The following is an 18819-nucleotide window of genomic DNA, read 5'->3' as shown; positions in this document are numbered from 1 at the left end:
CAACAAACGAACCCGTCATGGAGACACCCCACATGAATACCGAACCGAGCGCACAGGGTCACGATGCCGTCGAACCGTGCGACGTCGCGATCGTCGGCTACGGTCCGACCGGTCTCGTCGCCGCATCGATGCTGGGCCGCGCCGGCCATCGCGTAATCGTCCTCGAACGCTGGCCGACGCCTTACGGGCTGCCGCGCCTCACGCACATCGACGGCGAAACCGCGCGCATCGTGCAGGCCAGCGCCGACATCGATCACGCGCTGCGCAACGCAAAGGCCGTCGACACCTACCATTACCGCGACGCGAACGGCGACCTGCTGCTGGAACTGAACTGGACCGGCCGCGCGTGCGGCTATCCCGCGCACATCTCGATCTACCAGCCGGATATCGAGGATGCGATCGATGCGCGCGCCAGCACCTTCAGGAACGTGACGATCCTGCGCGGCTGGGAAGTCGACACGCTGCAGCAGGACGACGACGGCGTGACGCTGACCGCGCATCCGTCGCGCTGCGGCCAGGACGCGCAATGGACCGGCAAGCCGCGCGTCATTCGCGCCCGCTACGTGATCGGCGCGGACGGCGCGAACAGCCTCGTGCGCCGCACGCTCGGCATCGAACGGTCCGACTTCGGCTACAACGAACGCTGGCTCAATCTCGATTCGGAGAACAAGCGCGATCTCGGCGAAGGCTGCGCGCGCACGACGATCTACTGCGATCCTGCGCGTGCGTACATGCACATGCCGATCGGCACGAAGCGCACGCGTTTCGAGTTGCGCGTGCTGCCGAACGAATCGACGGCCGAATGGGAAACCGAAGCCGCCGGCTGGAAGTGGCTCGAGGATCACTACGGCTACGGCCCGGACGACCTCAAGCTGCTGCGTCATGTCGTCTACACGTTCGAGACGCGCATGGCCGAACGCTGGCGCACCGGCCGCGTGCTGCTCGCGGGCGACGCCGCGCACACGATGATGCCGTACATGGGGCAAGGCGCCTGCTCCGGCATGCGCGACGGCATCAACCTCGCGTGGAAGCTCGATCTCGTGCTGACCGGGCGCGCGTCCGCCGACCTGCTCGACACCTACGAAGCCGAGCGGCGCCCGCACGTGAGCGCAATCACGCAGATGTCGCTGTTTCTCGGGCAGGTCGTCAACGAGGACGATCCGCGCAAGGTCGCCGAGCGCGACGCGGCATTCCGCTCCGGCAACATGCCGCCGATGCCGCCGTTCCCGAAACTCGATCACGGCATCGTGCACGCCGAAGCCGATGGCACGCTGCTGCCGACAACCGGTGCACCGGCACCGCAAGGCCGCGCACGGCGCGGCGCGGCGGAAGGCCGCTTCGACGACGTGGTCGGCCAGGGCTTCCAGCTCGTCACGCGCGAGCACCCTGCCCGCCATCTCGACGATGCGCAGCGCGCGTTCCTCGCTCAGCTCGGCTGTCATGTGGCCGTGCTGGCTAACGACGTGTGCGCGCCGGATGCGGTGGTCGATCTCGACGGCGAACAGCACGCGTTCATGCAAGCGCACGGGATTGCCGCGTATATCAAGCGGCCCGATTTCATCGTGTTCGGTTCGGTGGCCGACCTGCGCGACCTCGGCGCGCTCGTCGATGCACTCCGCGGCAAACTGCACTGGTCCGCCGTGTCGAGCGAGCCGTCCGCGGCTTCGGCGGCCGTCACCCACGCATCGTGAAGGAGACCGATACATGACGACCGAACTGTCACCGTTCGCGCTGTCGCTGCAGCGCGCGATGCCGGTCACGCGCCTGCTCGACTGCGGGATGGACTACGCGGATGCGATCGCGCTGCACGCCCGCACGTCGGCCGGCGAACCGTGGGATGTCGCGGCCGAGGCGCTGGCGGACGCGCAGCTCGCGCGCGCCGCGCAGGCGGCGGATGCCGGCCACCTGGTCACGGCCGCCGACGCGCAGGCAATGGCCATCGCCGATCTGTTGTTTGCGCAGATGGCGTTCAATCACGACGTGCCGCGCAAGCGTGCGCTCTATGCGCGGCTCGTCGACGCGTCGCACGGCCTTGCGCGCTGGTCCGACAAGCGGATCGAGCGCGTCGAGGCGCCGTTCGGCGATGGCGATGCGCACCTGATCGGCTGGCTGGTCCGCCCGCCGGTGGAGCAACTGCGCGGCACCGTGATCGTGTTCGGCGGCCAGAGCGGCTGGGGCTTCGCGTACTGGCCGATCGCCCGCGCGCTCGCGGCTCGCGGCATCGCCACGCTGCTCGCCGAAGGGCCCGGCCAGGGCGAGACGCGGCTCGAACAGCGGATCTTCGTCGACGTCGACATGAGCGCCGCGTACCGGCGCTTCGTCGATCATGTCGCCGATCGCGTGCCCGGGCCGATCGGCATCTGGGGCAACAGCATCGGCGGGTTGTGGGCCGCGTCGACCGCCGCGAGCGATCGACGGATCGCGGCCTGTTGCGTGAACGGCGCGCTCGCGGCGCCAACGCTGCTGCCGTTTCGTACGTTCGTCGAGCAGGCCGCGGCGATGCTCGGCACCGACGATCCCGATGCAGTGGCGGCGAACTTTGCGCGGATGAGCTTTTCGTCCGGGCGCGCTCGCATCGCGTGCCCGCTGCTGGTGCTGCACGGCGGCGAGGATCCGCTGATCCAGCTCGACGACCAGCAGCCGTTTCTCGATGCGGCGACGTCCGATGATGCGACGCTGAAGGTCTGGCCCGACGGCGAACATACGATCTACAACCACGCGTCCGAGCGCACCGCGTTCGTGTGCGACTGGTTCGTCGAGCGGCTGGCGCGGGCGGCAGCCGGGTGATCCGCGCACGGTGCCGGCCGTGCTGGCGGTCGACACCGTGTGCGGCATCAGGCCTTACGACGTCGCGCCGCCGTTCGCCACGACGCCGTCGATTTCCGTCCGTGCGAAGCCGTACTTCGCCATCCGCTCGCGATGATCGGCCGAGCCGAGATACGCGCGCAGTTGTGCGTTCACGGCCTGCACGAGCGCAACGTTGGTCTGGCTGAACGAAAAGCCGCCAACGGGCACCGCCGCCCCCGCGCCACGCGCGTGCGAAACGGCCTCCAGCCGCTCGTCCGTGTCGGCGAGCGCACGGCTCCCGATTGCTGTACTCGCAAACGCGTCGACCTGCCCGGCCAGCAATGCAGCCACTGCGTCCGGCTGATCCTTGAAGATGACGATCTGGCCGTCGCTCACACCGGCCGCCCTGGCCGAATCGATCTGCACCTGGTCGGTCACGCATGCCAGCCGCGCATCGCCACGTGCCGCGACATCCGCATAGCTCGCCAGCCGCTTCGGGTTGCCGGCCTGTAGAACGAATCCGTCGCCAATCGCCCAGACCGGCACGCTGAACGTCACATGTTGCGCACGTTCGGCCGTCACGAAGATCGGCACGTTCATGTCCCAGCGCCCGGCCTGCACGCCCGGCAGCAGCGCGTCGAACGTCGTCGGCACATATTCGATCTGCGTCACACCGGCCGCGCGCAGCACCACCTCGGCCAACTCGATATCCGCACCGGTTACGGCACCGTCATCAGCCGTCCAGTAGAACGGCGGTTCCTCGAGGTACGCAATCCTGACTTTCATGGTGTCACTCCTGACGTTCAATGATGTTCGCCGCGCCCGTGCGCCGGGCGCCCCGTTCATGCGGCCGCTGCATCCATCGCCTGCGACAGTGCCTTCAATGCAACCGGCAGGCGCTCCAGCGGAAGATAGCCGAACCCGAGCCTGAACACGCGGCTGCTTTCTCCGAACCACGTGCCCGCCGCGAGTTGCACGTCGTGATCCGGCAAGCGCTGCCAGAAACGCGACACGGCCCGCTCGTCGAACGCATCCTGACGCAACCGCACGCAGCACAGTGCGCCCGCATCGGGCCGTACCCACTCGACCCGCGCCCGTTCACGCTCGCACCAGCCCGACACGATATCGAGCGCGCCAGCCAGCAGCCGGCGCCGGGGCGCGAGCACGTGCTCGCGGTGGCGCAGCACGGTCGCGGCCAGCGTCTCGTCGAGTACCGAACCCGAGATCACCGTGTTCAGCTTCGCGACGACGAGGCGCGCCAGCAGCCCCGCATCGGGTACCGTGAGCCAGCCGGTCCGCAGACCGGGTGCACCCAGCGCCTTCGACACCGACGAACCCGTGACGATGCGCGGATCGACCGCCGCGAAACTGGCCGCCACGGCCGCATCGCCATAGGTCGCCTCGCGGTAGGTCTCGTCGATGAACAGTATCGCGTCCGGGCACCGTTGCGCCATCAACGCCAGCAACGCATCGATCTCCGCGCGCGAGGCTTGCACGCCGCCCGGATTCTGCGGGGACGCGATGCTGACCAGCCGCGTCTTCGACGACAGGCTCGCATCGAATTGCGCGAGGTCCAGCCGATAGCCGTGCTCGAACGACAGCCGTACTTCCCGCACGGTCGCGCCAGCGCCGACCACGCAGTCGCGGCTCGGCGGGAAACACGGGGTCGCCAGCACGGCTTCATCGCCCGGCCGACACACTTCGTAGGCCAGCAGAAACAGCCCGAGCGCGGTGCCTTGCGTCGTCACGATCTGCGCGGCCGGCACGTTGCAGGTATCGGCGATCGCGTCGCGCAGCACCGCCGCGCCGGCCGACCGGCTGTAGCCGAGCGTCAGGTCGCGAACCGTGTCCAGGCCGGCCAGATCCAGCAGTTCGCCGACCGTCAGATCTTGTGACGTGCTCTCCGCCAGGTTGAAGGTACGGTTCACTTCGAGCAGCGAGATGATTTCGTTGTACGGAAATCGTCCGCGCCACTCGCCGGATTGCGTCTGTCCTGCCTGCATGTGCGTGCCTCGCATGGGTCGATCGACGGATTGGAACAGCGCCATCGTAGCGCTCGCGCAAAGACCATAACAGCCACAATTTTTGGACGATTGGACCGACACAATTCGGACTGGCGCGATCGGGACGCACGGTCGATAATCGGGCACTCCCCTACCGCGCGTGCTCCATGGAAACGCAGCCGTCCTTTCGCTACAGTCAACTCGCCGATCTCATCGTCGGCATGATCGAGAACGGTACGCTCGCACCCGGCACGCGACTGCCGTCCGTGCGCGCGGTCAGCGAACAGCAGCGCATCAGCGTCTCGACCGCGTTGCAGGCATACCGTCTGCTCGAAGATCGCGGCGTGCTCGTATCGCGCCCGCAGTCCGGCTTCTATGTCGCGGCCGCACGCGGCGGGACGCTCGCGTTGCCGACAGCGTCGCGCTCGCGCGCGAAAGCGTCGACGGTGTCGATCAGCGGCGCGGTCGCCACGTTGCTCGAACATGCGGCCAATTCGGCACTCGTGCCGCTCGGGTGCGCGGTACCCGATCCGGCGCTGCTGCAGTCGAAACGGCTCGACCTCGCCCTCGCCCGTGCGGCACGCCAGCACGGCACGCGCTACAACGTCTACTGCCCGCCTTACGGCGAGCCGGCACTGCGCCGCGAAATCGCGCGGCGGGCGATGCGCTTCGGGCATCCGCTGTCCGCCGACGACATCCTCGTCACGAATGGCTGCACCGAAGCGCTGACGCTCGCGCTGAACACCGTCGCGACGCGCGGCGACACGATCGCGGTGGAATCGCCGACCTACTTCGGCCTGCTTCATACGCTGGAGGCATTGGGACTGAAGGCGCTGGAGTTGCCGACCGACCCGCTGCGCGGGGTCGATGTCGGCCTGCTTGCGCAACGGCTCGAATCGGAGCCGGTCGCGGCCTGCGTGCTGTCGTCGAGCTTCGGCAATCCGCTCGGCTCGACGATGACCGAAAACGACAAACGTGCGCTCCTTGCATTGCTCGCGAAACATCGCGTGCAGCTGATCGAGGACGATGTCTACGGCGACATCCACTTCGATCGCGACCGGCCGAAGCCGTTCATCGCACTCGACGGTGGCGCCAATACGATCTACTGCAGTTCGTTCTCGAAGAGCCTCGCACCGGGATACCGGATCGGCTGGATCGTCGCGGGAGCGCGCACGCAGCAGGTGATGGAGCGCAAGCTCGCGCTCAGCCTGTGCGGCCCCGTGCTGCTTCAGGTCGCGCTGGCCGATTTCCTCGCGAGCGGCGCGTACGATGCGCATTTGCGCCGCATCCGCCGGCTGTTCGAAGACAACCTCGCGCGGATGACACGCACGATCGAGGCAAGCTTTCCGTCCGGCACGAAAGTGAGCCGGCCGACCGGCGGCTTCGTGCTCTGGCTCGAACTGCCGAAGCGTTTCGATTCACGCGCGCTGTTCGACGCCGCGCTCGAACACGGCATCTGCTTCGCGCCGGGCGACGTGTTCTCCGCCGGACGGCGCTTTCGGCATTGCCTGCGCCTGAGCGCGGGCCACGTGTGGAACGAACGGATCGAGGACGGCGTCCGGCGCCTTGGCCAGCTCGCGCACGCGCAACTCGCGCGCTGACCGCACCGCCACCGCCCCGCTCAGCCGCCGATCTTGAACGTCGGCAACTGCTGCCCGAGCCGCGCGCCCATTTCCGCGCCGAGCGCCTGCAGCGCATTGAACGGCCGGATCATGACCTCGAACTCGACGATCCGTCCGTCGTCGTCGAAACGAATCATGTCGATTCCTTTCAGTGCCTTGTCGTCGACGGCCGCGCTGAATTCCAGCACCACGCTCTTGCCGTCGTCGGTGACGAACTGGCGGTGATACGTGAAATCCTGGAGGATCGTGATCACCGTGCGCAACGCCAGCAACAGCGCAGGCGCGGGCCCATACGGCTTGAACGCCATCGGCGAACGGAACACGGCATCGGGGTGGACGATCGACTCCAGCTCGCCGAAGTCCTTGTTTTCGATCATCCCGTGCCACGCGTCGAGCGACTTCGCGACAGCGGGAGGGACATGCGTCGGTGCATTCATCATCGTGGACTCCTGAATCGTCGAACGAAAAGAAAACGAATCGGCCTCAAAGCGTCGCGGCCAGCGTCGTGCCCTGGTGAATCGCACGCTTCGCATCGAGCTCGGCGGCCTCGTACGCACCGCCGATCACGTGAACCTTGCATCCGGCCGCCTCAAGTTGCACGGCCAGCTCGCGCAACGGCTCCTGCCCCGCGCAGATGATCACGTTGTCCACCGGCAGTGTCTGTTCGACGCCGTCGATCGTCACGTGCAATCCTTCGTCGTCGATGCGCCGGTACGTGACCGCCGACGACATCCCGACGCCGCGCGCCTTCAGACCGGTGCGATGAATCCAGCCGGTGGTCTTGCCGAGCCCGTCGCCGACCTTCGACGCCTTGCGTTGCAGCAGATGCACGTGCCGCGCCGCCGGTTCGGGTCGTGCGTGACCGAGACCGCCGGCATTCGCATACGTCCGGTCGACGCCCCACTCGGCGAAGAACCGGTCCGCGTCGACCCGCTCGCCGTCGCCGCGATGCACGAGATATTCCGCGACGTCGAAGCCGATGCCGCCGGCGCCGACGATCGCCACGTTGCGGCCCACGGCCTTGTCGTCGCGCAGCACGTCGAGATAGCCGAGCGCCTTCGGATGGCCGACGCCGTCGATCGGCGGCGTGCGCGGCACGATGCCCGTTGCGATCACCACTTCGTCGAATTCGCCCTGCAGCAGCATCTCGGCGGTCGCACGCGTGTTGACGTGCAGCGTCACGCCGCGTAGTTCGATCTGCCGGCGGAAATAGCGCAGCGTTTCGTTGAACTCTTCCTTGCCGGGTACCTTCTTCGCGATATTGAACTGGCCGCCGATCTCGGCACCGGCTTCGTACAGCGTCACCGCGTGACCGCGTTCGGCCGCCGTGACCGCGAAGCCGAGGCCCGCCGGCCCGGCGCCGACCACGGCAATCCGCTTGCGCTGCTGCGCAGGGCGGATCACGAGTTCGGTTTCGTGGCAGGCGCGCGGATTCACGAGACAGGACGTGATCCTGCCGCTGAACGTATGGTCGAGGCACGCCTGGTTGCAGCCGATGCACGTGTTGATTTCGTCCGCGCGCCCTTCCCGCGCCTTGCGGACGAACTCGGCATCGGCGAGGAACGGCCGCGCCATCGACACCATGTCGCAATAGCCGTCGGCGAGCAGTTGCTCGGCCACTTCCGGCGTATTGATCCGGTTGGTCGCGACGAGCGGGATGCCGACCTTGCCCATCAGCTGCCGCGTCACCCACGCATACGCGGCGCGCGGCACCTTGGTCGCGATCGTTGGAATGCGCGCCTCGTGCCAGCCGATGCCGGTATTGAGGATCGTCGCGCCGGCCGCCTCGATCGCCTGCGCGAGACGGATCACCTCGTCGAGCGTCGAGCCGCCTTCGACGAGATCGAGCATCGACAGCCGGTAGATGACGATGAAGTGCGAGCCGACGCGCTCGCGCACGCGCCGTACGATCTCGACCGCGAAGCGGATGCGGTTCTCGTACGCGCCGCCCCACGCGTCGTCGCGATGATTGGTGCGCGCGGCGATGAATTCGTTGATCAGGTAGCCTTCGGACCCCATGATCTCGACGCCGTCGTAGCCCGCATGCTGCGCGAGCGCCGCGCAACGCACGAAGTCGGCGATCGTCTCGTCGACTTCGTCGCTGCTCAACGCATGCGGCGTGAACGGGTTGATCGGCGCCTTCAGTGCGCTGGGCGCCGCCAGCGCCGGGTGATACGCGTAGCGCCCGAAATGCAGGATCTGCAGCGCGATCTTGCCGCCCTCGGCATGCACCGCACGCGTCACGACGCGATGGCGTTCGGCTTCCGCCTCGGTCGTCAGCATCGCGCCGCCCGGCGCCGGACGGCCGCGTTCGTTCGGCGCGAATCCGCCCGTGACGATCAGGCCGGCCTCGCCTCGCGCACGCTCCGCATAGAACGCCGCCATCCGCTCGAAGCCGTTCGGCGCTTCCTCGAGGCCGACATGCATCGACCCCATCAACACGCGGTTCCTGAGCGACGTGAAGCCGAGCTCGAGCGGGGTCGTCAAATGCGGGTAACGGGGTGTCATCGGGGGTCTCCAATTTTTGTGCAACAAGTTGCACAGATAGTAGTCCACCGCCCCGCTTTATGCAACATGTTGCATAAACATGATCATTGGCTTGTACTGTGGCCCCGATATGGCAAGATGCGATTCATTCCGCGGCCTCCTCCGATCCGACATGTCCCTGCCTCACGCACTCCTCACCGCGCTTGCCGAACGTCCCGGTTCGGGATCCGAGCTCGCCGACCGCTTCGATCGTTCGATCGGCTATTTCTGGCAGGCGACGCATCAGCAGATCTATCGCGAGCTGGGGCGCATCGAGGAAGCCGGCTGGATCGAATCGCTGCCCGCCGAATCGGGGCGCGGCCGCAAGCGCGCGTACCGGATCCTGCCGGCCGGCAAGAAGGAGCTGCGCCGCTGGATCGCCGAACAGGAAGATCCGACGCCGCTGCGCGAAGCGTTGATGGTGCGCCTGCGCGCGGAAGCGGTGCTCGGGCCGTCCGGCCTCGAGGACGAAATCCGGCGGCGCATTGCGCTTCACCAGGAAAAGCTCGACCTTTATCTGAAGATCGAGGCACGCGATTTTCCTGAAGGCACCGACTCGCGTGCGAAACGCCTGCAGCATCTGGTACTGCAGGCCGGTATCGCGAACGAGCGGTTCTGGGTCGAGTTTTCGCAGGACGCGCTCGACACGCTGCGCCTGCCGAAGGATTGAACCGGGTTCGTGCCTGCTGCGCGGAGCTGCCGGCGTTCGACCGGACAGCGTGTTCGCGCTGCGCGCGATCGGTGCGCGTCGATGGCGCGCACCGGCCGCTCCGGCTCACGCCGCCGGGGCGATACGCAGCGCGGTGCGTGCGTTCCGCGCATCGAGGCTGAACGCGCCCGCGCCGAAGTACGCGATCTGCAGCAGTCCGCCGGCCATCATCACGTTCTTCAGGAAGTGAATCATCTGGTTCTGGTCGGCAAAGTTGTGGTGGAAGAACACGGCGGTTACGAGGCTGAACAACGCCATCGCCAGCGCCACGGGGCGCGCCCGGTAACCCGACATCAGCAGCACCCCACCGCCCGCCTCGACGAGCACCGCGACCAAGAAGGCGAGCGATGGCGCCGGCAGGCCGACGGAGGCGATGTAACCGACAGTGGTCGCGTGTGCGGCCAGCTTGCTCAAGCCGCTCATCAGAAACGGCGCGCCGATCAGAATGCGGCCGAGCAGCGGAAGATACTTGTAACGATCCATGATGTACTCCTGAAATGAAATGATTCGGTGGACTGATAAATAAAGGCATTCAGCCGGCGTCCACCATCACCAGCTCGGAATCTTCAACCGCGACGATGTCGAGCGCGGCTTCGTTCGTGATCGCGACGCCGTCGAGCGGCCCCACGCGTTCTCCGTTCACTTCGATGCGCCCCGAAGCCGCGACGAGATAGGCGCGGCGCGTGGCACCCAATGCCTGCCTGACCTGCTCGCCCGCCTTCAACGTGGCGCCGAGCACGCGTGCATCGGCACGGATCGGCAACGCGCCTTCGTCGCCGGCATAGCCGCTCGCCAGCACGACGAAACGCCCGGACCGTTCGCCCCTCGGAAACTGCTTCGTGCCCCATCCGGGCACGCCGCCGTTTGCACGGGGCAGCAGCCAGATCTGGTAGAGCTTGAGCGGCGTATCACCCCGGTTGAACTCCGCATGCCGGATGCCCGTGCCTGCGCTCATGACCTGCACGTCGCCCGCGTCGATCGTGCCCTCCGACCCGAGCGTGTCGCGATGACCGAGCACGCCCTGCCGCACGTACGTGATGATTTCCACGTCGCGGTGCCCGTGCATCGGGAACCCGCTGCCGACGGCGATCTCGTCGTCGTTCCACACGATCAGCGGTCCCAGCGGCGCATGCTCGGGTGTGCCGTCGGCCGTCACCGCAAAGTGGTACTTCGCGCGCAGCCAGCCGTGATTCGCCGTATCCAGCGATGCCCAACGCCGATGCGTCAACATGTCCGACTCCTTTTCCTGCTGCCCGAACGACGGGCGGTTGCCTGGCGGTGCCTTGCCGGTTTCTGCACGGCACCGAACATGGGATGAATGCTAATTTCGCAAAGATCGATCGCATATCTCCTGAATGACAACGTATCATTGCTCCCAATAGAACGATCTGGCCGAACGGAGCCGCCGCCATGAACCCCATTGCCGACCTGAACGATCTCCGGCTGTTCGCGGAAGTGGTTGAACACGGCAGCTTCACGGCCGCCGCCCGCAGCCTCGGCGCGCAAACGTCGAAGCTCAGCCGGCGCATCCGCGCGCTCGAGGAGGAACTCGGCGTGCGGCTGCTCAATCGCACGAGCCGCAGCCTGTCGCTGACGGAAACCGGGCGGCAGTTCCATCAGCATTGCGTCGCGCTGGTCGCCGAATCCCAAGCCGCGAAGGACATCGTGGACCGCACGCGCACGCAGCCGCAGGGCACCGTGCGCATCAGTTGCCCGGTCGGTTTGCTGAGTTCGGGTGTTGCCGCGATCGTCGCGCGCTATATCGAGCGCAATCCGCAGGTGCAGGTGCGACTCGATGCGACCAACCGGCGGGTCGACGTAGTCGAGGAAGGGCTGGATTTCGCGATCCGTGTGCGAGTGCCGCCGCTGGAGAACACCGATCTTGCGGTTCGGCAGCTCGGGCTGTCGTACCGGATTCTCGTGGCGAGCCCGGCGCTGGCCTCGCGCTTTCCGGCGCCCGGGTCGATCGACAGCCTGAAGGACTGGCCGACAGTGTCGACGGCCAGCAACGGCGACCGGTTCGTGTGGAACCTGACGGACGCCGACGGGCGCCCCCTCTCGTTCTCACATCGGCCACGACTGGCGACCGACGATCTCGCAAGCCTGCGGCTTGCCGCGCTCGACGGAATCGGCGTGGCCGAATTGCCGCGAGAGCTGGTCAGCGCCGACCTTCAGGCCGGCCGGCTGCTCCACCTGCTGCCCGCGCTGTCGGCACCGACGGCGCTCGTCCACGCGATCTTCCCGACGCGACGCGGAATGGTACCCGCGGTGCGCCATCTGCTCGACGCGCTCGTTGCGGGCTTCGAGGAGCTGAACCGGGTCGCATAGCGGCCGCCGGCACGGCCACACCGGCGTCGCAACGGCGCACGCGGCGCGCCTCGCGCCGCCGTGCGCCGGGCCACGATCACGCGCCCGGCAGGATCACGACCTTGCCCTTTACCTGCCGGTTCGCCATCCGCGCGATCGCATCGGCCGCGCCGGCCAGCGGCACGCGCTCGGTGATCGCCGGTCGCACCTTGCCGGCCGCGAACCATTCGGCGAGCAGCCGCATGTTCGCGACATGCTGCGCCGGGTCGCGGCGCACCGCGTCGCCCCAGAACACGCCGAGAATGTCGCGCTCCTTGAGCAGCGCGAGGTTCAGCGCGAGCTTCGGAATCTCGCCGGCCGCGAAACCGACCACGAGGAACCGGCCGCGCCACGCCGTCGCGCGCAGTGCCGGTTCGCTGTACGCGCCGCCGACCGGATCGTAGACGACATCGGCACCGCGCCCGCCGGTCAGTTCGTCGACGCGGCGGCGCAGGTCTTCGGTCGCATAGTCGATCGTCTCGTCGGCGCCCGCCTCACGGCACAGTGCGAGCTTGTCCGCGCTCGACGCCGCCGCGATCACACGCGCGCCGAGCGCCTTCGCGATCTCGATCGCGGCGACACCGACCCCGCCCGCCGCACCCAGCACGAGCAGCGTCTCGCCCGCCTGCAACCGCGCGCGCTGCTGCAACGCGTGCAGCGACGTGCCGTAAGCGAGCACGAGCGACGCGCCCTGCTCGAACGACATTCCGGGCGGCAGCGCGGCGATCTGGTGCACGTCGGCCACGCACTGCTCCGCGAACCCGCCGTGCCCGGTAAACGCAACCACGGCGTCGCCGGGCCGCCACGCGGTCACGCCCTCGCCGACCGCGTCGATCACGCCGGCGAACTCGGCGCCCGGCGAGAATGGCAGCGCCGGCTTCACCTGATACAACCCCTGGACGATCAGCGCGTCGGGGAAATTGAGCGACGCCGCCTTCACCTGGATCCGCACCTGGCCGGCAGCCGGTTCGGGAATCGCGACGTCGTCGATACGCAAACTGTCGATCGGGCCGAATGCGTTACACAACAGGGCTTTCATGCGCTTCTCTCTCCTTGCGCGGCGCGGCCGCGCATCGGTACGGTCGGCGGGATGCCCCCGCCCGGCCGGTTCGCGACGCGCACGCGATGGCCGGCAAAGCCGGCACCCGCGATATCGTCCGCATTCCGGGATGTCGGTGACGTAACGTTCAGAACCACGCGTCGCGCATGTCGAGCGTCGTCGTGTCGACGCTCGACAGCAGGTCGAGCTGCGCATCCACCTTCGGCAACTCCCAAGTGAAAAAATACCGGGCCGCCGCACGTTTGCCGTCGTGGAAATCGTCGCCGTGCCCGTACGCCGCAAGCGTCACGTCGAGCCACAGCCATGCAACGACGAGATGGCCGAACGCTTCGAGATAGACGCTCGCGTTCGCCAGCCGCGTCTGCGGATCGCCGATCGCGCTCAATTGCTGCGTGACGTCGCGCAGTCGTGTCCAGCGCCGTGCCAGCGCATCGGCCTGCTCGCGCGTGCCGCCATCCAGCGCCCGCGCCCGTTCGACCGTCGCGTCGATCCGTGCGTCGAGCGCACGCAGCAGCGCACCGTCGTCCTGCACGGCCTTGCGGCCCAGCAGGTCGAGCGCCTGGATCCCGTGCGTGCCTTCGTGAATCGGATTCAACCGGTTGTCGCGGTAGAGCCGCTCGACCGCGTAGTCGCGCGTGTAGCCGTAGCCGCCGTGCACCTGGATCGCGAGGTCGTTCGCGGCGAGACACCACTGCGACGGCCAGCTTTTCGCAATCGGCGTGAGGATGTCGAGCAGGCGCGTGGCCTGCGCGCGCACCGCCTCGTCGTCATGCGCGCGGGCTTCGTCGACCAGCTTCGCGCAGTACAGGATCAGCGCGAGACCGCCTTCGACATAGGCCTTCTGCGCGAGCAGCATGCGCCGCACGTCCGGATGTTCGACGATCGGCGCCTGCGGCGCGGCCGCATCCTTGCCCGCCGGCCCGAGCGGACGCCCCTGCGGCCGGTTGCGCGCATAGTCGAGCGCGTGCAGATAACCGGTATAGCCGAGCGCCACCGCGCCCGCGCCGACACCGATGCGCGCCTCGTTCATCATGTGGAACATGTACGCGAGGCCGTGGTTCGGCTGGCCGACCAGATAACCGATCGCGCCCGCCCGCCCTTCGGGGCGATAGCGCGTGCCTTCGCCGAAGTTCAGCAGGCAGTTGGTCGTGCCGCGATAGCCCATCTTGTGGTTCAGCCCGGCGAGCACGACGTCGTTGTGTTCGCCCTGCGCGCGGCCGTCGGTGCCCAGCAGGTACTTGGGCACGATGAACAGCGAGATGCCGCGCGTGCCGGGCTGCAGCCGGCCGTGTTCGTCGGGAATCTTCGCGAGCACGAGGTGGACGATGTTCTCCGCCAGCTCGTGTTCGCCGCCGGAAATCCACATCTTGTTGCCAGTCAGCCGGTAGCGCGGGCCGAGCGGCGAATCGCCCTCGAAATCCGCGCGCGTCGCGATGTCGGACAGCGACGAGCCGGCTTGCGGCTCGGACAGGCACATCGTGCCGAGAAAACGCCCTTCCAGTTCCGGGCGCGCGAACGCGTCGATCTGCGCGGGGTTGCCGTGCGCGACGAGCAGGTTCGCATTGGCGACGGTCAGGAACGGATAGGCGGCCGTTGCGATATTCGCGGCCTGAAAGAACAGGAACGACGCGGCTTCGACCAGTTTCGGCAGGCGCATGCCGCCGAGCGCTTCGTCATGGCCCGCGGCGATCAGCCCGGCGTCCGCGAACGCGCGCACGGCCGGTTCGACTTCAGGGATCAGCGTCACGCGCTCGCCGTCGAACTGCGGCTCCTCGCGATCGCCGCGCGCCGCATGCGGCGCGAACAGATCCTCGGCAATCCGCTCGCTGGTGTCGAGCACCGCATCGAAAGTCTCGCGACTGTGCTCCGCGAAGCGCGGCAGCGCGACGAGCGCTTCGGCGTCGAGCCAGTCATACAGCAGGAACGCGAGATCGCGTCGCGACATCAACAGGCTCATCGTGCTGCCTCCGGGGTGCCGGCTGTGTCAGCCGAATGAAGGGTTTCATGACCGCAAGTGCTGGCGGCAAATTTAGCACGGTCGTTCGAAAACGACAACGACGAGCGAACTAGTCCGCGTAGCCGGGATTGCGTCGATCGAGGCGGCGCAGCAGGCCGGGCCAGACGAGCGCCCCGGCGCCCATTCCGCGCGTGACCGCGGCGATCTGCTGCCTGATGCCGTCGAGAATGGGTTGCGCGATCGGCAGCAGCGCCGAGCCGCCGGCCTGCGCGCGGACCTGGATCATGCAGGCCGCCTCGAAGAAGTACATCGCGACGAACGCGTCGGCCGGCGTCGCGCCGACCGTCAACAACCCGTGATTGCGCAGCATCAGGTTCGTGTTGCCGCCGAGGTCGCGCACGAGGCGCGCCTTCTCGCCCTCGTTGAGCGCGATGCCTTCGTAATCGTGATACCCGAGCGAGGCCAGCACGCCGAGCGACTGCTGCGACAGCGGCAACAAGCCGGCTTCCTGTGCCGACACGGCGACGCCGTTGATCGAATGCGTATGCATCACGCACAGCGCGTCATCGCGGGCCGCATGCACCGCGCTGTGAATCGTGAAGCCGGCCGGGTTGATCTCGTACGGCGATTCCGACACCTTGCGACCGTCGAGATCGATCTTGACCAGCGACGACGCCGTGATCTCGTCGAACATCATCCCGTACGGGTTGATCAGGAAATGGTGTTCCGGGCCGGGCACGCGCGCCGAAATATGAGTGAACACGAGATCGTCCCAGCCGAACAGCGCGGTCAGGCGATAGGCCGCCGCCAGGTTGACTCGCGCATCCCATTCGGCGGAAGAAACCGCCTGCTTCACACTGACATCGGATGAGGCCACGTCACACTCCTTGTCGACAGGTTGGTGCGAATCGGGCCGCATGATGCGGCCCGGTGTTGGGGGTATTGTGCGTCAACTCGCCTGCGGCTTCGCGAGCTGATCGGCAACCGGCAGGCTGCGGATGCGCGTGCCGGTCGCCGCGAAGATCGCGTTGGTCAGCGCCGGCGCAACGGGCGGCAGGCCCGGCTCGCCGACGCCGCCGAGCGGCGCCGTGAAGTCGTCCGGCGCGACGAGATGCACGCGGATTTCACGCGGCGCCTCGTTCATTCTCAGCACCTGGAAGCCGTTGAAGTTGCTCTGCTCCGGGCGGCCGTCCTTGAACGTGATCTCGCCATGCAGCGCGATGCCGAGCCCCATCACCACCGCGCCCTCGAGCTGCGAGCGCACACGCTCCGGATTGACCTGCGGCCCGCAGTCGATCGCAATGTCGACGCGCGGCACCGTGATCCTGCCGTCCGCGCCGACCTGCACCTCGCAAACGGCCGCCGTATACGACACGAAGCTGCGATGCGCGGCGATCCCGAGCCCGTGCCCCTTCGGCAGCTTGCGCCCCCAGCCGGCTTCGCGCGCGACCGTCTCGACCACGCGCCGCAGCCGCCCCGTATCGACCGGATACAGCGCGGGATCCTCGCCGTAGTTCACGTTCTTCACCGTGATGTGCGGTTCGAAACGCCGCGCGGGCCCGATCAGCTCGAGCAGGAAATCCTTCGGATCGCGGCCGGCCGCATGCGCGAGCTCCGACACGAAGCTCTGGATGCCGAACGCATGCGGGATGTTGTAGACCGAACGGAACCAGCCGATCCGCGTGTGCCCAACGGCCGCCGGATTTTCGATCCGCACGTTCGGAATCGCGAACGGCAGATCCGCGATCCCTTGTGCGAGCTCACCCGGCTGCTCGTGCACGACGCCCGGCTTGAAGGTCGACTGGATCGACGGCGCGACCGTGCGATGCTGCCACGCGACCACCTTCCCCGACGCGTCGATTCCGCCGTCGAACGCTTCGAGCGACACCGCGTGGAAATAGTCGTGCGCGATGTCGTCCTCGCGCGTGAACGTCAGCTTCACGGGCGCGCCGAGCGCCTTCGACAGCAGCGCGGCCTCCACCACGTAATCGGGTTTCGACTTGCGGCCGAACCCGCCGCCGAGCAGCGTCACGTTGACGGTCACGCGCTCGGCCGGCAACGCGAGCGCCTTCGCGATCTCGTCGCGCGTGGTCTGCGGCGCCTGCGTACAGGTCCATACTTCGCAGCGGCCGTCGGCGACGCGCGCGACGGCCGCGGGCGGCTCCATCGTCGCGTGTGCGAGATGCGGGATGTAGTACGTCGCGCGCACGCGCTTCGCGGCGCCGGCAAGCGCCGCGGCCGCATCGCCGTCGTTGCGGATCACGTCGCCCGGCTGCGCGGCGGCCGCTTCGAGCGTCTTGCGATATTCGGCCGAGTCGTAGCCCGCGTTGGGGCCGTGCTTCCAGTCGATCTTCAACTGCGCGCGCGCCTGGATGGCCGTCCACGTGTCGCGCGCGACGACGGCCACGCCGCCGAGCGGCTGGAAGCCGGACGGCAGTGGCGCCGACGCGAGCTGCACGACCTTGACGACGCCCGGCAGCTTCTCGGCCGCCGCTGCGTCGAACGACGCGACCGTGTCGCCGTAGGCCGGCGGTCGCGCAACGACCGCATACAGCATCCCGTCGAGCCGCGTGTCGATCCCGTAGTGCGCGCGGCCGCCGACGATGTCGCGCCCGTCGATCAGCGCGGTCCGGCCCTTGCCGATGTAGCGGAAATCGGCCGGCGCCTTCAACGCGAGTGTCTTCGTATCGGGTACCGGCAACGCGGCCGCTTTCGCCGCGAGCTCGCCGAAGCCGAGCGTGCGCCCGCTCTTCGTGTCGACGACCTCGTGCACCGTCGCCCTGACCTGCCCCACATCGACGCCCCACGCAGTCGCGGCAGCCTGCTCGAGCATCGTGCGCGCGGCCGCACCGGCCCGGCGCAGCGCGGCGAAGCTCTGGCGCAAACTGCGCGATCCGTCGGTGTTCTGGTTGCCGTAGCGCGGCTCGTCGCCGACGGCCTGCGCGACCTTCACGCGCGCCCAGTCGGCGCCCAGCTCGTCGGCGACCACGAGTGCGACGCTCGTGCGCACGCCCTGCCCCATCTCCGAGCGGATGCAGGTCACCGTAACGGTGCCGTCCGGGGCGATCGCGACGAACAGGTGCGGATCGTCACGCAACCCGTGCGGCATCCCGGCACCGCCGTATTGCGGATTCGCACTGACGGGCGGCTGCACCGGCGCGGCCGCGTGCACGAGCGACGGCACGCCGAATGCGAGCAGCAGCCCGCCGGACGCGAAGCCGAGCAGCAGCGCGCGACGGCTTTCGTTGTGGACGGAGAGTTCGGGCGCACTCATGCGGCACCTCCGCGGCGCACGGCCAGCCGGATCGCCGCGCGAATGCGCGTGTAGGTGCCGCAGCGGCAGATGTTGCCGGACATCGCATCGTCGATGTCGGCGTCGCTCGGATGGGGATTCGTTTTCAGCAGCGACGCGGCCTGCATGATCTGCCCGGACTGGCAGTAGCCGCATTGCGCGACGTTCAGTTCCTGCCACGCCTGCTGCAGCGGATGGGTCAGGTCCGTCGACAGTCCCTCGATCGTCGTTACGCGCTTGGCCGTCGCCGCCGCAACGGGCGTGATGCAGGACCGGATCGCGACGCCGTCGAGATGCACGGTACACGCGCCGCACAGCGCCATCCCGCAGCCGAACTTGGTGCCGGTATAGCCGAGGACGTCGCGCAGATACCAGAGCAACGGCATGTCGGGATTGCCGTCGAAGTGCTGCTCGCTACCGTTGACGGTCAGCGTGATCATCGTTCACCTCCTGGTCGAGGCGCCCGCGTCGCACCACGGGTGCCGTGTGGGGATTCGAACGGTGCCGACCCGGCACC

16 protein-coding genes are annotated in these 18819 nt (G+C 67.9%); 5 read left to right on the top strand and 11 right to left on the bottom strand.

Annotated elements, in window-relative coordinates; all coding sequences use genetic code 11:
* The first annotated feature begins 32 nt into the window (after window positions 1-32).
* Together KEC55_RS06595 and KEC55_RS06590 are read left to right on the top strand one after the other, a co-directional pair.
* A complete protein-coding gene (locus KEC55_RS06595) occupies window positions 33-1691 on the top strand; it encodes a bifunctional 3-(3-hydroxy-phenyl)propionate/3-hydroxycinnamic acid hydroxylase (RefSeq protein WP_282507222.1) in 1659 nt (552 codons plus the stop codon).
* A 13-nt stretch (window positions 1692-1704) separates the two neighbouring features.
* Window positions 1705-2787 (top strand): alpha/beta hydrolase family protein, encoded by a 1083-nt coding sequence (locus KEC55_RS06590; RefSeq protein ID WP_282507221.1) that lies wholly within the window; start codon window positions 1705-1707, stop codon window positions 2785-2787.
* Between the two features lie 54 nt (window positions 2788-2841).
* Here KEC55_RS06590 and KEC55_RS06585 read toward each other — a convergent pair whose 3' ends face one another.
* Together KEC55_RS06585 and KEC55_RS06580 are read right to left on the bottom strand one after the other, a co-directional pair.
* Window positions 2842-3573 carry a transporter substrate-binding domain-containing protein gene (locus KEC55_RS06585; RefSeq protein WP_282507220.1) on the bottom strand — a complete coding sequence of 244 codons (732 nt, stop codon included), beginning with the start codon at window positions 3571-3573 and terminating at the stop codon, window positions 2842-2844.
* Window positions 3574-3629: 56 nt separating this feature from the next.
* Window positions 3630-4805 (bottom strand): pyridoxal phosphate-dependent aminotransferase, encoded by a 1176-nt coding sequence (locus tag KEC55_RS06580; RefSeq protein WP_282507219.1) that lies wholly within the window; start codon window positions 4803-4805, stop codon window positions 3630-3632.
* Window positions 4806-4957: 152 nt separating this feature from the next.
* Between KEC55_RS06580 and KEC55_RS06575 the strand changes: the two genes are divergently transcribed.
* Window positions 4958-6391, top strand: coding sequence for a PLP-dependent aminotransferase family protein (locus KEC55_RS06575; protein WP_282507218.1), 1434 nt, complete (start codon window positions 4958-4960; stop codon window positions 6389-6391).
* 20 nt (window positions 6392-6411) lie between these two features.
* Here KEC55_RS06575 and KEC55_RS06570 read toward each other — a convergent pair whose 3' ends face one another.
* Entirely contained in the window at window positions 6412-6852 is a 441-nt protein-coding gene (locus KEC55_RS06570; RefSeq protein ID WP_282507217.1) for a nuclear transport factor 2 family protein, read from the bottom strand.
* Between the two features lie 43 nt (window positions 6853-6895).
* Complete coding sequence (locus tag KEC55_RS06565) at window positions 6896-8920, bottom strand: NADPH-dependent 2,4-dienoyl-CoA reductase (RefSeq protein WP_282507216.1); 2025 nt, start codon at window positions 8918-8920, stop codon at window positions 6896-6898.
* A 151-nt stretch (window positions 8921-9071) separates the two neighbouring features.
* On the opposite strand from KEC55_RS06565, the gene KEC55_RS06560 reads away from it, so the two are divergent.
* On the top strand, window positions 9072-9608 hold the full coding sequence (locus KEC55_RS06560) for a PadR family transcriptional regulator (protein WP_282507215.1): 537 nt from the start codon (window positions 9072-9074) through the stop codon (window positions 9606-9608).
* Window positions 9609-9713: 105 nt separating this feature from the next.
* Here the strand turns inward: KEC55_RS06560 and KEC55_RS06555 are convergent, their stop codons facing one another.
* A complete protein-coding gene (locus KEC55_RS06555; RefSeq protein ID WP_282507214.1) occupies window positions 9714-10130 on the bottom strand; it encodes a DoxX family protein in 417 nt (138 codons plus the stop codon).
* Between the two features lie 49 nt (window positions 10131-10179).
* On the bottom strand, window positions 10180-10878 hold the full coding sequence (locus KEC55_RS06550; protein WP_282507213.1) for a pirin family protein: 699 nt from the start codon (window positions 10876-10878) through the stop codon (window positions 10180-10182).
* Between the two features lie 179 nt (window positions 10879-11057).
* Here KEC55_RS06550 and KEC55_RS06545 point away from each other — a divergent pair, with 179 nt between their 5' ends.
* Entirely contained in the window at window positions 11058-11975 is a 918-nt protein-coding gene (locus KEC55_RS06545) for a LysR substrate-binding domain-containing protein (protein WP_282507212.1), read from the top strand.
* A 76-nt stretch (window positions 11976-12051) separates the two neighbouring features.
* Here KEC55_RS06545 and KEC55_RS06540 read toward each other — a convergent pair whose 3' ends face one another.
* The 5 genes from KEC55_RS06540 to KEC55_RS06520 form a co-directional block, all read right to left on the bottom strand.
* Entirely contained in the window at window positions 12052-13032 is a 981-nt protein-coding gene (locus KEC55_RS06540) for an NADPH:quinone oxidoreductase family protein (RefSeq protein ID WP_282507211.1), read from the bottom strand.
* A 148-nt stretch (window positions 13033-13180) separates the two neighbouring features.
* A complete protein-coding gene (locus tag KEC55_RS06535; protein ID WP_282507210.1) occupies window positions 13181-15010 on the bottom strand; it encodes an acyl-CoA dehydrogenase in 1830 nt (609 codons plus the stop codon).
* A 109-nt stretch (window positions 15011-15119) separates the two neighbouring features.
* The gene (locus KEC55_RS06530; RefSeq protein WP_282507209.1) at window positions 15120-15887 is read right to left on the bottom strand and encodes a class II aldolase/adducin family protein; all 768 of its coding nucleotides are present in this window, start codon (window positions 15885-15887) and stop codon (window positions 15120-15122) included.
* A 72-nt stretch (window positions 15888-15959) separates the two neighbouring features.
* Window positions 15960-18284 (bottom strand): xanthine dehydrogenase family protein molybdopterin-binding subunit, encoded by a 2325-nt coding sequence (locus KEC55_RS06525; protein ID WP_282507208.1) that lies wholly within the window; start codon window positions 18282-18284, stop codon window positions 15960-15962.
* Window positions 18281-18742, bottom strand: coding sequence for a (2Fe-2S)-binding protein (locus KEC55_RS06520; protein WP_282507207.1), 462 nt, complete (start codon window positions 18740-18742; stop codon window positions 18281-18283). Before KEC55_RS06520 ends, KEC55_RS06525 begins: the two co-directional genes overlap by 4 nt.
* Between the last annotated feature and the right edge of the window lie 77 nt (window positions 18743-18819).

Origin of the sequence: Burkholderia cepacia (assembly GCF_029962485.1) — a bacterium.
GTDB lineage: Bacteria > Pseudomonadota > Gammaproteobacteria > Burkholderiales > Burkholderiaceae > Burkholderia.
This window is presented reverse-complemented; position numbering and strand designations above follow the sequence as displayed.

Excerpts from the sequence above, each read along its gene's own strand:
- KEC55_RS06595 (WP_282507222.1), top strand. The coding sequence starts at position 33 with ATGAATACCGAACCGAGCGCACAGGGTCACGATGCCGTCGAACCGTGC.
- KEC55_RS06590 (WP_282507221.1), top strand. The coding sequence starts at position 1,705 with ATGACGACCGAACTGTCACCGTTCGCGCTGTCGCTGCAGCGCGCGATG.
- KEC55_RS06585 (WP_282507220.1), bottom strand. The coding sequence starts at position 3,573 with ATGAAAGTCAGGATTGCGTACCTCGAGGAACCGCCGTTCTACTGGACG.
- KEC55_RS06580 (WP_282507219.1), bottom strand. The coding sequence starts at position 4,805 with ATGCGAGGCACGCACATGCAGGCAGGACAGACGCAATCCGGCGAGTGG.
- KEC55_RS06575 (WP_282507218.1), top strand. The coding sequence starts at position 4,958 with ATGGAAACGCAGCCGTCCTTTCGCTACAGTCAACTCGCCGATCTCATC.
- KEC55_RS06570 (WP_282507217.1), bottom strand. The coding sequence starts at position 6,852 with ATGATGAATGCACCGACGCATGTCCCTCCCGCTGTCGCGAAGTCGCTC.
- KEC55_RS06565 (WP_282507216.1), bottom strand. The coding sequence starts at position 8,920 with ATGACACCCCGTTACCCGCATTTGACGACCCCGCTCGAGCTCGGCTTC.
- KEC55_RS06560 (WP_282507215.1), top strand. The coding sequence starts at position 9,072 with ATGTCCCTGCCTCACGCACTCCTCACCGCGCTTGCCGAACGTCCCGGT.
- KEC55_RS06555 (WP_282507214.1), bottom strand. The coding sequence starts at position 10,130 with ATGGATCGTTACAAGTATCTTCCGCTGCTCGGCCGCATTCTGATCGGC.
- KEC55_RS06550 (WP_282507213.1), bottom strand. The coding sequence starts at position 10,878 with ATGTTGACGCATCGGCGTTGGGCATCGCTGGATACGGCGAATCACGGC.
- KEC55_RS06545 (WP_282507212.1), top strand. The coding sequence starts at position 11,058 with ATGAACCCCATTGCCGACCTGAACGATCTCCGGCTGTTCGCGGAAGTG.
- KEC55_RS06540 (WP_282507211.1), bottom strand. The coding sequence starts at position 13,032 with ATGAAAGCCCTGTTGTGTAACGCATTCGGCCCGATCGACAGTTTGCGT.
- KEC55_RS06535 (WP_282507210.1), bottom strand. The coding sequence starts at position 15,010 with ATGAGCCTGTTGATGTCGCGACGCGATCTCGCGTTCCTGCTGTATGAC.
- KEC55_RS06525 (WP_282507208.1), bottom strand. The coding sequence starts at position 18,284 with ATGAGTGCGCCCGAACTCTCCGTCCACAACGAAAGCCGTCGCGCGCTG.
- KEC55_RS06520 (WP_282507207.1), bottom strand. The coding sequence starts at position 18,742 with ATGATCACGCTGACCGTCAACGGTAGCGAGCAGCACTTCGACGGCAAT.